The following is a 14,202-nucleotide window of genomic DNA, read 5'->3' as shown; positions in this document are numbered from 1 at the left end:
TCAAACAACGATGAGCAATGAGCACCAAATCAATCCTATTTAAGTTGGTCATAAAATAAAAAAGCCACCCGTTAAAGGATGGCTTCTTATTGATTTTTTCGGATCAAGTTCTTCAAGTTAAAACAATCGATCGGAGCATGTTAATGAACCATCTTTTACGTATTCATCGGAGTGTGGATTTCATCAATCGTAACTCTTCAAACATACTTTTTAACTCTTAAATGACTTGGGCGTTAGCTATTCAATACACTTTCACTAGCACCAACCAGACTGTTTATCTGGCCATCTTGTCTTTTAATATTGCACTCTCGATGCCAACTGATGATTTAAGTTAACTCGATGATATTGCATCCTCATAGAATTTATAGTGTGGAAATAAGACTTCTTTTTCGGCTCTTTTATACCAAATTTCCCTTGAGCAAAATGTTTTGATCAAAAAAAGCCCCTCGTAAGAGGGGCCCTTTGTTTTATGAATTTTTCTTCTTAGTGAAATCAATCATCATATCTTCGCAACGCTGGATATGATCTGGAGTGATTTCCCAGATTTTCAGTCCTTTAATTTCGTTTTCAATTTTTTCAAATAAAGCGAAATCAAGAAATGGTGTCACGTTACCGCTTTGGTACTCGCGCTCTTTTTCTCCGTAAAGGCCAAGGAATGTTTTATCTCTAAACCATAACTCGCGGTTTGCTTCCTGGATTGCCAGTAGGCTATCAGCACTTGGTCTTCTTTGAACGAACTCAAAGAACATCCCGCTCGATCTGATTCCCGGGTAGAACCACTCTCCACTGAAAACCTGAATCAGGTCATCATGGTCATCTTTTAGGATTGGAGTGATGAATTGAACTCCGCGCTCAAGCGCGAATTTATGGAAAGCTAAAAGATCATTTGTTCTTAAAGCTACGTGTTGCCAAAGGGCCGCAGAGTTGTGAGAGTCAAGCATCTCTCTAACGTGAGATGGCTGAGTCAATGGCTCTGAAGGTTGAACAACGGCGAAGATCGTTTTGTTTTTTGCTTTGTCATCAGGAGCAGCCTGACCAACTTGAACCGCAAATGTTAGTGACTGCTCACCTTGTCCCGGAACCCATTCTCTTCTTTTTTCATAAAGAAGGTTTTCTGGAGTCACTCCAAAGATAACATTGAAAGCAACGTACGCGACGTTATAAAGGCGCGGCTGAAGCAGAAGTGTCATGTGGTCTACTTGAAAGTTCTGGAATGAATGTTTCATGAATATTCCTCTTAAATGGGTCAAAGTAAATTTCAAAAAGAGTAACTAAAGAATGATGACTTTTGAATGTTTTTTTAGAATTTTAGGCGTAAATGCTGCTCTTAGTAGCAACATTTTACGCCTTTTTATGAGGAAACTCAGATTATTTGCATGTGACAAATTCGATTTCAGAAACCGCTGTCTTATTATTTAGGGTTTCTTCTGCATCCCAGATTCTTGGCTCTGACCAGTCAGAGTCCACCATCACAAAATACAAGCGGTCTTTATGTGTGAAAGAAGCTGCTGCCACGATCGTGTGACCACCGCTGTTTCTCTCTCCTACTTTTCTTGGAATCCACAGACGTCCATCCATTTCTGGTTTTGTCTGCCCATACATTTCAAGCTCAAAAGGAGACTTAACCATCTTAGGCCCGATATTGAATGAAACAATAACAGGTGAGCCTTGATCAAGTTGCTTCATCACATGTGCTTTGGCCGATTCATATGTGTCCATTTGAAATTTTTTACATTTAAATCCAAAATTCTTTCCGTACTTATCAAGAATTCCTCTGATTGAGTATCGGTGAGCTGGAGTGAGGTAATATTCATTAATAGCGTCTGCTAATAAATGTGTGCGCGTGTCTTCAAAAGAAAGAGTTGTCGCTAGCTCTCCTGTTCCTTCAAACCCTGAAAGATGAGTTTGTTGTAAGAAGCCGTAGATCGCATAAGCTGTGCACGTTCCACCGGCCTGCTCATACGGATCGATCACTGTTTGAAGTTTTGAATTCTTGCGGGCAAAATCTGTTGAATCAATGTAGTAAACTTTCTTCCCCTTTTTATCCAGGTACATTTGATAAGATTCATTGCCATCTGAATGAATCACTTTTCCTAAAAAGGTTGCGGCCCCATTTAAGTTGTCATCATCACTTTTTAAAGTAAAAGTCGATCCAACACCAACGCTGAAAGCGCCCACTTCTTTTTTCTCATTAACAGATACAGAAATCCCAGCGCCAAAGGCAGTAGTCTGCAAAACCAAGAACAAGCATAACATCTTAAGCATGGTAAACTCCTTCTAAATTAAAAAACACGATAATATATGTGCCGGCCACGCCCCTCTTCCAGCAGAGAATCCTTACAAGATCTAAACTACTAAAAATAGGTCCTTAAAAAGGCTAAAAAGTGTCTAAAACTTTGACAGGGAAGCATTTTTTACATCAAAGCCCCATGGAGGGGCCGAAACTTGTTACGATAGGGCATTAGGATTAATCGCACACGAGAGGGATTTATGATTGAAGGAATTGCAATGTTAACAGTTTTGGCTGGTATGGGGATTTACTTTGTTAAATCAACTGATCTGCCAAAAGATATGAAAGCAAGAAGCGAGCAACTAAAACAAGAATCTTTAAGAACTCCGGTGACAGCTCAAAAGAAGTTTAACTTCCCTAAAGCAACAACGGCCAATACAAATGCAATAGCAAAAGCTACAAAACTTGAAGACAACACGGCCCTAAAAAAAGCTGAAGAAGCAACAAAACTTTTAGCTCAAAAGAGACTGGAAAAAATCGCTTTGATTGATAAAGAAATCGATACTCTGACATTAACGATCACTGCCCTTGAACAAGAGCTAAGAGTAAACAACGCTAGAAATGCTGAAATCCAGGCAGAAATTGATCGTCACCTTGAAACTCTGGCAAGACTTGAAGCAAGCAAAATTTCTTAAGTTCCTATTGCACACACACAACAAATAAAAAGGCCTCCCTAGTGGAAGCCTTTTTTATTAGAAACTATAAACTTCTTGTGACAACTTCTTAACTCAGTATTATTCTCTAAGGATGATCCAAGCTATTAATCCTAAGACTACGAAAGTATTTGTGACCAAATTCCTGGCCTTCTATTTGTCGTGTCTACTTTGTTACACACTTCAGACGAGTTTTGGTTTCTCACCAGTTCTGTCATCTGCTCTCATTGGATTTGTAGGAAGTTTTTATTGGTTTTCCAAAGACATTGAAAAGTCCGGTATCCACGCCGTGATTTACGCCGGCTCGTTTGCTGGAATGACCCACACTGAATACTTAAGTGGTCCAGGGCATATCTTTTTTATTTCTCTCATTGGAACAAGTCTCTACCTTTGGAGCAGACCACACCTAAGTGGTTTCGGTGGCAAACTCGGAACAGTGGCCTTTGTGACGACGATTATTGTGATTATTATCTTGAGGAATTTATCATGAAACTCATCCTCACTTTAATTGTCTCACAAGCAGCGGCCCAGCTGACGCACTCTCTGGCCCTAACTAAACATTTTGGTAGTGTGCGCGCCTCCTCATTTCTCACTTTGATGTTTATTGGACTCACTTCCTTTTTTACTGATCCACTCATCCCGGTTCTTCATGCCGTGTTTTTAGGTTCTTCATTCATTGGAATGACTGACCCTAAAAGACTCAACCGTTTGCAGATCGCTCTTTCGAGTATCATCTTCAGCTTTATCTTCCATTTCCTGATTCTTTATATGAAAGGTCCTGGAGGCGTTTTAGGCCTTTCGGCCTTCACCTCGTGTTTGATTGTGCATTTTATCTGGAGAACAGGTTTAAACCAGCGCCTGCGCTTTAGAAGACCTGCGCGCTACTAGTATAGTTCGGAGGTAGTGACTCTCTGTAAACTTTCTTGCTGTAAAAATCTTTAACAATCTGATTATAGCGTCCGGACTTTTGAAGAGCTTCAATCCCAAGATTAAATTTCTTAATCAACCCAGCACTTTTTTTGGATTTTTTTGGCATGATCAGGCAGTACTTCGCCAGGTGAATGACTTTCTCATTATGGGTGAGTCGGTCAAAATCTTTTTTATCAAAGTTCTGACGAACCAGGACGTATCCGACTTCTAAATCGCTGGGAACTGCCTGCACTCTCCCTAAAAAGAGCATATTGAAAGTTTGTTCAACGGTCGTCACGCGATCAACAGTAATTACTTTCTTTTCTTCCGCGGCCAAAAAATCAGGCCCCATTCCTCCAAAACCTCGAGGAGCGGCAATCCTGATGTCTTTAAGATCCTTGTAATCCTTCCATTGAAGCTTGGTGGATTTTAAATGAAAGAGAACATACTTTCCCTGGTAAATAGGTTCGCTAAAAAGATAAGTCTCATCTCTTTCGGGAGTATGCACATATGCAAAGGCCCCATCGACTTCTGCATTTTTGGAGACTTGATGCACTCTTTGCCAGGGATAAAATTCAATCTTCGTTTCAATCCCCTGAGTGGCAAAAGCCTCAGTCGTCAGATGAGAAATAATTCCGTAATAATCCAGTTTTTCTGAAATGTAAGGAGGCCACTCCCCTGCTGCTAGCCTCACGACTTCTTTTCCCTGAAGGGAAAAACAAAAAAAGGCCGCAAGTAAAAAAGTCACACTATTTTTCATTTTAATCGTATGTAAGGAGTTTTGAGGGTACAGCTTCTTTGTAAACTTTCTTCTGGTAAAAATCTTTAATGATCTGATCGTATCGCCCGCTCTTTCTTAACTGGGCAAGTCCTAGATTAAACTTCTTGATAAGCCCTTCATTCTTTTTCAAGTTATTTGCTAAAACCAGGTGGTACTTAGCTGTTTGGATAATATGATCATTGTGGGTCACATAACTAATTTCTTTTGCCGGAAAATTTTTTTTCAAAAGGACATAACCAACTTCCATATCAGAGGCTACGGCCTGCACTCTTCCTAAAAAGAGCATATGAAAACTTTGAATATCAGAGACCAATCGCTCAACATGAATGACTTTTTTTTCTTCCGCCGCGATAAATTCTTTGCCCATTCCACCAAATCCACGGGTAGCTGCAATGCGGATATCTTTTAAGTCTTCATATTTATCCCACTTAAATGGGTGTGCCTTCAAATGAAATAAGACATACTTTCCGGTATAGACAGGCTCACTATAATAATAAAATTTTTCTCTTTCAACTGTGCGGGCATAGGCCAGGGTCCCGTCGTACTCGCCTGTCTTGGAAAGTTGATACACTCGCTGCCATGGGAAAAAGAAAAGTTTCACTTCAACATCCTGAAGAGCAAAGGCCTCACTGGCAATTTGAGCGATTAATCCTTTATTTTCTAATTCTTCTGAAATATAGGGTGACCACTCACCTGTTGTCAGGCGTACAAATTCGCGACCAAAAATCTGTGTGGTAAAAAAAAATAGCTGTAGAATTCCTGCAATTATAATAAATTTAGAGAGTTGGGCGTACCAATTCATTGTCCTATTTTATCCTAATTTTTGATGGAATGAATCTTAAGCTTTCCTCAATGTCCTAAGCATTATTTTAGATAAGAAGTTTCAAGTCTTTGGTTAATTTAAATAAACTAAAACTTCGCCAAAGGTTCCATGTAACTTAAAAAAAGCTGATTTATGCCCTGGTTGACGGATGATCTGTTGACTTAGAATTTTTGAAAAACTCACCCGCCCCGTGCCTTCCAGTGCTCCCTCTAAAAGCTCTTTCCAGACCTGTAGAATTTCCGGTTCGATGTCTTTGTATTGCGTGCCCTGAACAAGGCCCGCGACTTTTAAAAAGGTTTTTCCCTTCATTAAAAGAGAAACGTTAAGATGCTCATTATTAACCATGATCGTAAAATGCGCGCCAATAGATTCAAAATTCCAGAGTTCGAATTGGTTAATATTAACGATGTTCACTTTTTCTTTAACCACCTCACTTAACTTATCAGTAAAGGCCGCTAGCCACTTTTCATTCAAGGCCCAGCTCTCAGACTCCTCGTCTGATTTTTTTACTCCTAATGCCTTATCAACCAGCTCTAAAAGCGATTTGCTATCGAATGGCTTACTTAGGAAGTAAATTTTACTTTCTCTGGTCATTTCTGTCACAACCAGCTTATTGATAAACCCAGAACAAAGAATGATTGGCGTGTGTGAATTGAGTTTTGATCCTCTGACGATCGAAATAAATTCATCTCCAGCGATCACGGGCATTTTAAGATCAGTGATAATCAGGTCATACTTTTCTTTTTCTATGGCCCTCCATCCCTTCTGTGGGTGATCAGAGTAATTAACTGTCGCCCCAAGCTTGCTTAAGAAATTGATATAAACGTCGCCTAATGAAACTTCGTCGTCGATAACCAGGATGGATAAATTATTCTTCATGAAATTAATTATCCATGAAAATAGGTCTATAACAGAAGGCCGGGAAAGTTTTTCCCTTTCCCGGCTTCTTAGAAGAGAGATTAATTCAAATACTTCGCATGGTGGGCCACATGGGCCTCCATGAATGTCGAGATAAAATAGTAACTATGGTCATAACCTTCACAAAGATTAATCTCACAATCCTGCCCTGCTTTTTGGGCCGCTTCTCTTAGGTGTTCTGTGAGAAGTTCCTTAGCAAAAAACTCATCCTGAAGACCTTGGTGAACCAGGATTTTCGCCGGATGCTTTTTACCAGTCAGTAAAAGTTCGGTGGCATCGTAAGTTGCCCACGCGCTTTTTTCACTTCCTAAATAGCCATTAAATGCTTTTATTCCCCATGGTGAAACACTTGGGTGCACGATTGGAGAAAATGCTGACACCGCTTTAAATTTGTCCGGATTCTTAAGCCCGATGATTAAAGCACCATGGCCTCCCATTGAGTGGCCAAAGATTGAAACGTTTTTTACTTTAAACTCGTTAGTGATCACGTTGTAGAGATCATTAACGATATAGTCGTACATTTTGTAGTGATCAGCGTAACCTGGAGTTGTCGCATTTAAATAAAAGCCCGCTCCTGAACCAAAGTCGTAAGAGTCGTGCTCACCTGGAAGATTGAGTCCTCTTGGTGAAGTATCCGGTGCAATCACCATTAACTTTTTCTCAGCTAAAAACTTTTGCGCTCCGGCCTTTGTAATGAAATTTTCTTCAGTACATGTCAGACCTGAAAGCCAGATTAAACAGCCTTTCACTTCCCCATTGGGAATAAAAGTTGAAAACCTCATTTCTGTTTTTGTCGCTGCCGACTCGTGTGACCAGAACTCCGTTTTTCCTTCGAATGTTTTATGAGACTTTAATTGTTTCATAAGTTCTCCTCTAAAATTAGAAAGTCACAACACTTCTGATGCTCTTTCCTTCGTGCATGTAATCGAAAGCTTTGTTGATGTCTTCGATTGGCATTGTGAAAGTTACCAGGTCATCAATATTGATTTCACCTTTCATATATCTTTGAACGTACCCTGGAAGTTCTGTTCTTCCTTTTACTCCACCGAAAGCTGATCCTTTCCACACTCTTCCTGTTACCAGTTGGAATGGACGAGTTGAAATTTCTTGTCCTGCAGCCGCAACACCGATAATTGTCGATTGTCCCCAACCTTTGTGACAACACTCTAGAGCTTGTCTCATAAGAGTTGTATTTCCTACGCACTCAAAAGAATGCTCAACACCACCGTCAGTCATCTTTACGATTTGATCAACGATCGTTCCATCGATTTCTTTTGGGTTAACGAAGTCTGTTGCTCCAAACTTTCTCGCCATTTCTTCTTTTGAGTTGTTGATATCAACAGCGATGATTTTTTTAGCGCCAACCATTTTTGCTCCCTGGATAACTGAAAGACCAATTCCTCCAATTCCAAAAACAGCAACGTTGTCGTTCTTTTCTACTTTCGCTGTATTTAAAACAGCTCCGATACCAGTTGTTACACCACAACCAAGAAGACATACTTTATCTAATGGGGCTTCTTTATCAATTTTAGCTAGAGAGATTTCTGCACATACTGTGTATTCAGCAAATGTAGATGTTCCCATGTAATGGAAGATTGGCTTGCCGTCTTTTGAGAAACGAGATGTCCCATCTGGCATCAATCCCTTCCCTTGAGTTTCGCGAATGCGTTGGCAAAGGTTAGTCTTTCCCGATGTACAGAATTTACAAGTTCCACACTCTGGAGTGTAAAGAGGGATAACGTGGTCACCTTTTTTAAGTGATGTCACACCTTCTCCAACTTCTTCAACGATCCCCGCTCCTTCGTGTCCAAGGATAACCGGAAAGATCCCTTCTGGGTCTACACCTGAAAGAGTGTAAGCGTCCGTGTGGCAAACACCGCTGGCCACAATACGAACCAGGACTTCTCCTTTTTTTGGCCCTTCTAAATCAACTGTCTCTATTTTAAGTGGCTGACCTGGTCCCCACGCTACTGCTGCTTTTACTTTCATTGTTTCCCCCCGTATAAAAAAACTTGAAAAAAGATCATACTTCCCCCATCGGGACTTGACTATCCTCTCTGGAAGAACAACACTGTTTCCCCATGGAAACAATAAAATGGATTCAGTGCATTTTGACCTTTGTAAGGGTGAGCGAGCTAGGAAGCTTCTCGAAGGCGGCAAGCTCCCTTGGAATCTCGAAATCTCATGTGAGTAAGACCATTAAGGCCTTGGAAGATGAAGTGGGTATTGCCCTCTTTTTTCGCTCAACAAGGAAAGTCCAGCTAACAAGCACCGGTGAAGAATTCTTAAAGAACTGTCAGTCTTCGCTTCAAAATCTTGAAGCGGCCCGCGCAGAATTGGTTACTCCTTCAGATAAACCCCGCGGTCTTCTTCGTGTGACACTTGCCGGCGTCTTTGGTGAAAACTATATCGCTCCCGTTTTAATTGGGATGGCAAAAAAATACCCGGAGCTAACGATTGAGCTCAACTTCGACACACGTATTGTCGACTTAATTGCTGAACGCTACGACGTGGGAATCAGGATTGGAGAGCTTTCTAACTCCTCTCTCTTTGCTCAAAAGATAGCTTCCCGTCGCGAGTATGTTTGTGCGTCCCCTGAATACTTAAAAAAACATAAAAAACCTCAGACTCTTGAAGCGCTTAAAGATTACAATTGCCTCGGTGGACAGAATCAATGGGCCTTTAAACAAAATGGGAAAAGTAAATCTGTGACAGTGAGTGGGAATTTAAAAACGAATAACCCACGCGTGGTTTTACAGGCGGCGCTTGATGGTTTGGGGATTGTGAGGCTTCCTGGGTCATATGTTTTTTCTCATATCAAAGATGGAACTCTAGTTGGGTTGCTTGAAGATTACAGCGAAGGGAAAAAAGATATTTGGGCGGTGACTCCGGCGAGAAATAAGCAGAATTTGAACGTTAGTACGTTCATTAATGAGCTTAAGGTGTTTTTGTCGGAGGGATACTCGGACGTCTTATTTTAGGTCCGAATTCTTTAAAGAGAAAATCAAAATAAACCTGATGGGCCTTCTCATTCGGATGCTGATCATTAAGCGTGATCCAGTAATCCTCTGATTTTTTCCCTTTAAAATCCTCTAAGAAATCATGAAAGGCCACTCCTTCATTTCTCAAAATACTATCCACTTTTTCATGAACAGAAGTGAAGTTGTAGTTTTCAAGATTAAAGAAAATCGGATGAACGATGACGTATAATTCAGTTTTCTGAGTATTTGCAAATTGCTTTAAGTCTTTTACGAAAGCTTCAAAGGCCGCCACTCTCTCCGGCGTAAATGAATCTAAAATCGTTTTAATATTTTCTTCTGAAGACTGTCTGCGCTCCATCGTATAACAGAAAAAATCAACCAGCTTACTTACCTTGCGAATCCCCCAATCGTATTTGTGGGAAATTTTCTCAATGATAAGTGATGAATTAAAAGTCATGATGTCGTTAAGATTAATTCCGACGATTAAAATATCAGGTGAAAGCCCTTTCACCTTTTCATTTAAAATGCGTCTGTAATCAGGTAAAGCTGCGGCCGGCTCTGCGGCGTTGATGACTTCTACTTTAATTCCCTCAAGCTTCCACATCTCCTCTAACTTAGATTCAAATGTGTCCTCTTCAAGAACACCAAAACCATAAGTAAAAGAGTCTCCAACCACAGCAACTCGTTTAAGATCAGGAGTCTTTAGGCCTATTGGATAATTATTTCTAAAGCCAAGATTGTTGATTGAGTAAAAAACGCAGCCCGGATTATTGTTTCCGGCCCCGCTGAAATAAGGCCTGCTCACTTCCGGGTTCATGCATTCTAAGCGTCCATTAGGAAGTGATGAGTAGCTTTTTCCCGCATAGGTTGCTGGCAATGGGGCCCATCCATAAATGCGGATTCCAATCTCACACGCGAGAAAGACAACAAAAAGTGCAGTCGGAATTAAAAGAAGTTTTTTTAGCAAAAATGACCTCAACGTTGTGAGATCATTTTTGCATGAAAATAAATTTTGTACAAGACACTAAGTGCTTAGAGGTAATCAGTATACCCAGTTGCACCTTTAGCGTAGATCGTTTCAAAGTTCACGGGAGTCAGAGGTTGATTCTCTTTTAACTTTAAAACCAGTTTTGGATTTGAAATATAATTCATCCCAAAAGCTACGGCCGTAGCGTGTCCATTTTTAATAATTTTTTCAGCGGTCTCTTTATCCAGTTTTTCGTTAACAATGTATGGACCACCAAAAGCTTTTGCTAGTTTTTCCCCCAAGTATCCCGCACCTTGGTGCTCACGTGAAAAAACAAACGCCAGTCTTCTCTTGTTTAATTCTTTCATTAAATAAGTGAATGTTGCTTCTGGGTTTGAATCTGCAATATCGTGCGAGTCTCCGCGAGGAGCAATATGGTAACCTACGTTTCCTGCATCCCATACAGTTAAGACAGCATCGACAACTTCAAGAGCTAAGCGCGCTCTGTTTTCAATGTTCCCACCATACTGATCTGTGCGCGTGTTTGTTTTATCTTGTAAGAACTGATCCAACAGGTATCCATTGGCCCCGTGGATTTCCACTCCATCAAAACCAGCAAGCTTCGCATTCTCTGCTCCCTTTCTATAGGCTTCAACGATGCCTGGGATTTCTGAGAGCTCAAGCGCTCTTGGTTCGACATATTCTTTTACTGGACGCACTAAACTCACATGCCCCGCTGGTTTAATTGCACTTGGGGCCACAGGTTGTTTTCCATCTAAAAAAATGGGATCAGAAATTCTTCCGACGTGCCACAATTGCAGAACAATGCTTCCGCCTTTTAAGTGAACGGCCTCTGTGACTTTTTTCCATCCTTCAACTTGCTCTTTCGACCAGATCCCTGGAGTGTCAGCATATCCAACTCCCATTGGTGTCACTGAAGTGGCCTCTGAAATAATAAGTCCAGCACTCGCTCTTTGAGCGTAGTACTCGGCCATCAGCTCGTTAGGAATTCTCTCCACACCAGCGCGCGCACGAGTTAAAGGGGCCATGACAATTCTATTGGCCAGCTTTAAATTTCCTAATTCGATCGGATCAAACAGCACAGACATAAATCTTTCCTCCAGATGGTAATTGACTGCTTCAAAGAGTTATCATGGACTCAATCCGTTTAAATGTAAAAACAATTAATTACCTTACAAACTCACGTCTAAGACACAAACTGGTAACTGATGCATAAAACAAGCACTTAAAAAAACCTGACTTTACTCATTTTCTCTTCTGCGATTTCCGCTATCCTAATAAAATGAAAGCACCAGAATGGCGACAGAATGTCCTACTCGTTTCCGACGACCCAGAAATCAAAACAACCATAGCACCGGCCTTCGGTGAAGAGACTACTTTTATCGTAGTTAACAATACAGAAGAGGCCATGGATGAGCTTCATAAAGGCCCGATCCATGTGATGATTCTTGATGCAAAGACCACTAACCCATCAAAGAATTATTACGAAAAATACTACGATGACAAAGAAGAAATTCCCTTTATCGAACTCTCTCAATACGGAACTCAAGTCAATAACGGAATGACCATTATTCTTCTGGTGAATAAACTCTTGGCACGTGAAGGAGACTTTGCCCGCAAATGTGGGGCGGTTCTTATCATGGATCGCAAGGCCATTCTCATTAACCGCATGGTGTATTTAATTGGTGTTCTTCGCAAAAGAACATTTAGAACGATTGTTCTGCGCGATCTTCCTATCAACGCCATTTTCCCAGTGGATCTTTACCATCACCTTTCATTAAGTAACCGCTATCTTCCTTTTCTTCCAGCGGGGGTGCCTTTTTCTGAAGATAAACGTGAAAAAGTTCTTTCGGCCAATATCCGCCATCTTTATGTTGAGGAGGCCAATCTTTCATCATTTCTTTCTTCACTTCGAAAAAATGGTGATGCTCTTTATTACTCTGAGAGCTTAGCTTCAATTCGTAACCAATTCCGTCAATGGTTAATTCAGGTTTTTGACCTTTCCAGTGATGGCATGGTGGTTTTTGGAATTGAACTTTACAACAAAGGTCTCGATATCGTTTATCAACTGGAAAAACTCATCTGCAGCTTTCCCAGCTCTTCTGCTTGTTTGGCAGAATTACCTTATCCGCGCTGGAGTACTCTGGCCCACAGTATGAACTGCGGGATTTATTCGTTGATTTTCTCTATTCACTGTCAGCTTGAGCCACGTCACGAAATCGCCCTGGCGGCCATGATCCATAATATTGGTTTCTCTGAAATCTCTCAGGAAATCATCAAGAAAAAAGAAACAGATCTCACCCCGGAAGAACTGAGCGAATATAAAAAGCATGTGACTTATTCGTTGGAGCTTTTAAGAAAGAAGCTCATCCCATTCACGCCTGTGATGGAAAAAATCATTACACACCACCATGAGAATTACGATGGTACAGGTTTTCCAGCGGGACTAGCGGGCAGAACTCTCCCGCTTCCGGTGGCCCTGGTGTCGATCTTAAGCAGCTTTGATTATTTCAATACAGTGAAGCCTGGAGAAAAGCCGATTTCGGTTTTTGAGGCCTGGCAGAGACTGCGTGAGCATCATGGGGAATCCACTCATTTAAATATGAAGTTTCATCCCCAATTACTCGTTATGCTCGATGATTTTTTTATGAACAATAAATTCTAAATTATCTGTTGCGGACGTCGACGTATGTTTCAGTTGAGCCATCTTGATTGTGAAGAACAGTCAACAGGTCTGTGTCTTCATTGAAAGAGACTTCCGCCCATTTCTTTTCTTCTTCCACTTCACCACCCTTGTAAGTCACCACGTCTCTTTCATAATAAACCCATTTCTCACCTTTCATTTCACTTTTTAAATAGATTTGAACATGAGCAAGGAAGGCCCCCTCAACTTCAATATCGTATTCATGAAGTAGTCTTTCAACGCCATCAAAGATCATCTCGTTAGCACCAGTTTCATCAACCACGTACATGCTTTCGCAGCCGTTTTGTTCGATTGAATAATAAGTATTTTCTTCTGTGCGGTAGTCGCCGGAGAAATCCGTGCAAGCAAAGGCAGACGTCGTAAACAACGCAAGACCAAGGATAATGAGACTCTTCATGAAACTCTCCTAAAAGTTGTGACCATTAGATGATAACAACTTTTAGGGAGGTGTAAATTAGTTTAATGTTTTGACTTTGCCGTCTCTGGATGGACTGGCTCGCCGTATCCAAAAGACTTATCGTAGGTCGCCAGGTTCGCTTCTACTGGAGAAAGGGCCACTAAATGCTCAGAGACAAACCAAGTTTGCAGTTCGTTTGTCCTGATGACATTACTGACCAGTAGGTCATTGGTTCCTTCATCTCCATTGTCTGCTGCTTGACGGGCGGCTTTTCTAACAAATTTTAAAATCGCTTCATGGGCATCAACTAATCGTGAAATTTGAGCAGGAACTTCCTCTCTACCTGATGGTGGCGTTTCAATTTGGGCCATCTCTGCAACGTCCTTTGCCATAGCGACACTAATTCCTCCGAGTAACTGGATTCGCTCTGCCATGAGATCAACCAGCTCGGCCTGTTCATTGTAGTGTTTATCAAATAGCAGGTGCAGTTGATAAAACGTCACACCTGATGTCTGCCAGTGACATTTTTTATATAAATCGCGCAACGTAATGGTGTCGGCAAGAATGCGATTGAGATTGGTGATACTTTGCTCGCAAACTTTATCATCCAGTCCCAATGGAACGCGAAAGCGCGTACCGAATTTCTGGATTTCTCCAGCCGTTTGATTCATAACAGGCTGAGCGAGAATTGCTTCATCCGTCGTTCTTGTTTTGTTTTGAATTGGGGTTACTTGTTCTTTCATTTTACGCTCCGAGGT

At 41.1% G+C, this 14,202-nt stretch carries 16 protein-coding genes; 5 read left to right on the top strand and 11 right to left on the bottom strand.

Annotation, left to right across the window (positions count from 1 at the left end; genetic code table 11):
- Positions 1 to 467 precede the first annotated feature (467 nt).
- Together ACN20O_RS14250 and ACN20O_RS14245 are read right to left on the bottom strand one after the other, a co-directional pair.
- Positions 468 to 1,226 (bottom strand): hypothetical protein, encoded by a 759-nt coding sequence (locus ACN20O_RS14250; protein ID WP_491634582.1) that lies wholly within the window; start codon positions 1,224 to 1,226, stop codon positions 468 to 470.
- A 142-nt stretch (positions 1,227 to 1,368) separates the two neighbouring features.
- Entirely contained in the window at positions 1,369 to 2,265 is an 897-nt protein-coding gene (locus tag ACN20O_RS14245) for a hypothetical protein (protein WP_491634581.1), read from the bottom strand.
- Between the two features lie 243 nt (positions 2,266 to 2,508).
- Here ACN20O_RS14245 and ACN20O_RS14240 point away from each other — a divergent pair, with 243 nt between their 5' ends.
- From ACN20O_RS14240 to ACN20O_RS14230, 3 genes are all read left to right on the top strand, one after another.
- Positions 2,509 to 2,925, top strand: coding sequence for a hypothetical protein (locus ACN20O_RS14240; RefSeq protein WP_491634580.1), 417 nt, complete (start codon positions 2,509 to 2,511; stop codon positions 2,923 to 2,925).
- Positions 2,926 to 3,037: 112 nt separating this feature from the next.
- The gene (locus ACN20O_RS14235) at positions 3,038 to 3,433 is read left to right on the top strand and encodes a hypothetical protein (protein ID WP_491634579.1); all 396 of its coding nucleotides are present in this window, start codon (positions 3,038 to 3,040) and stop codon (positions 3,431 to 3,433) included.
- Positions 3,430 to 3,831, top strand: a complete 402-nt coding sequence (locus tag ACN20O_RS14230) for a hypothetical protein (RefSeq protein ID WP_102243029.1) — start codon at positions 3,430 to 3,432, stop codon at positions 3,829 to 3,831. The genes ACN20O_RS14235 and ACN20O_RS14230 overlap by 4 nt, the downstream gene beginning before the upstream one ends.
- Here ACN20O_RS14230 and ACN20O_RS14225 read toward each other — a convergent pair.
- From ACN20O_RS14225 to ACN20O_RS14205, 5 genes are all read right to left on the bottom strand, one after another.
- Positions 3,809 to 4,612 (bottom strand): substrate-binding periplasmic protein, encoded by an 804-nt coding sequence (locus tag ACN20O_RS14225; protein WP_491634578.1) that lies wholly within the window; start codon positions 4,610 to 4,612, stop codon positions 3,809 to 3,811. The two genes, ACN20O_RS14230 and ACN20O_RS14225, sit on opposite strands and share 23 nt — an antisense overlap.
- A 1-nt stretch (position 4,613) precedes the next feature.
- The gene (locus ACN20O_RS14220) at positions 4,614 to 5,435 is read right to left on the bottom strand and encodes a substrate-binding periplasmic protein (RefSeq protein ID WP_491634577.1); all 822 of its coding nucleotides are present in this window, start codon (positions 5,433 to 5,435) and stop codon (positions 4,614 to 4,616) included.
- A gap of 93 nt (positions 5,436 to 5,528) precedes the next feature.
- The gene (locus ACN20O_RS14215) at positions 5,529 to 6,335 is read right to left on the bottom strand and encodes a response regulator (RefSeq protein WP_491634576.1); all 807 of its coding nucleotides are present in this window, start codon (positions 6,333 to 6,335) and stop codon (positions 5,529 to 5,531) included.
- Positions 6,336 to 6,415: 80 nt separating this feature from the next.
- The gene (fghA, locus tag ACN20O_RS14210; protein ID WP_491634575.1) at positions 6,416 to 7,237 is read right to left on the bottom strand and encodes an S-formylglutathione hydrolase; all 822 of its coding nucleotides are present in this window, start codon (positions 7,235 to 7,237) and stop codon (positions 6,416 to 6,418) included.
- A 16-nt stretch (positions 7,238 to 7,253) separates the two neighbouring features.
- Positions 7,254 to 8,363, bottom strand: coding sequence for an S-(hydroxymethyl)glutathione dehydrogenase/class III alcohol dehydrogenase (locus ACN20O_RS14205; RefSeq protein WP_491634574.1), 1,110 nt, complete (start codon positions 8,361 to 8,363; stop codon positions 7,254 to 7,256).
- Between the two features lie 92 nt (positions 8,364 to 8,455).
- Here ACN20O_RS14205 and ACN20O_RS14200 point away from each other — a divergent pair, with 92 nt between their 5' ends.
- Positions 8,456 to 9,355, top strand: a complete 900-nt coding sequence (locus ACN20O_RS14200) for a LysR family transcriptional regulator (RefSeq protein WP_491634573.1) — start codon at positions 8,456 to 8,458, stop codon at positions 9,353 to 9,355.
- Here ACN20O_RS14200 and ACN20O_RS14195 read toward each other — a convergent pair.
- On the bottom strand, positions 9,312 to 10,322 hold the full coding sequence (locus tag ACN20O_RS14195) for an SGNH/GDSL hydrolase family protein (RefSeq protein ID WP_491634572.1): 1,011 nt from the start codon (positions 10,320 to 10,322) through the stop codon (positions 9,312 to 9,314). The two genes, ACN20O_RS14200 and ACN20O_RS14195, sit on opposite strands and share 44 nt — an antisense overlap.
- A gap of 65 nt (positions 10,323 to 10,387) precedes the next feature.
- Positions 10,388 to 11,431 carry an alkene reductase gene (locus tag ACN20O_RS14190; RefSeq protein WP_491634571.1) on the bottom strand — a complete coding sequence of 348 codons (1,044 nt, stop codon included), beginning with the start codon at positions 11,429 to 11,431 and terminating at the stop codon, positions 10,388 to 10,390.
- Between the two features lie 194 nt (positions 11,432 to 11,625).
- Here ACN20O_RS14190 and ACN20O_RS14185 point away from each other — a divergent pair, with 194 nt between their 5' ends.
- Complete coding sequence (locus ACN20O_RS14185; protein WP_491634570.1) at positions 11,626 to 13,008, top strand: HD-GYP domain-containing protein; 1,383 nt, start codon at positions 11,626 to 11,628, stop codon at positions 13,006 to 13,008.
- 1 nt (position 13,009) lies between these two features.
- Here the strand turns inward: ACN20O_RS14185 and ACN20O_RS14180 are convergent, their stop codons facing one another.
- Positions 13,010 to 13,444: a hypothetical protein gene (locus tag ACN20O_RS14180; RefSeq protein WP_491634569.1), complete on the bottom strand. Its 435-nt coding sequence runs from the start codon at positions 13,442 to 13,444 to the stop codon at positions 13,010 to 13,012.
- A 62-nt stretch (positions 13,445 to 13,506) separates the two neighbouring features.
- Positions 13,507 to 14,187 carry a Dps family protein gene (locus ACN20O_RS14175; RefSeq protein ID WP_491634568.1) on the bottom strand — a complete coding sequence of 227 codons (681 nt, stop codon included), beginning with the start codon at positions 14,185 to 14,187 and terminating at the stop codon, positions 13,507 to 13,509.
- Positions 14,188 to 14,202: the final 15 nt, after the last annotated feature.

This window comes from Bacteriovorax sp. As-1, from assembly GCF_058446905.1.
Note: the sequence above shows the minus strand (reverse complement) of the source record. Positions and strands in the feature narration are given on the sequence as shown.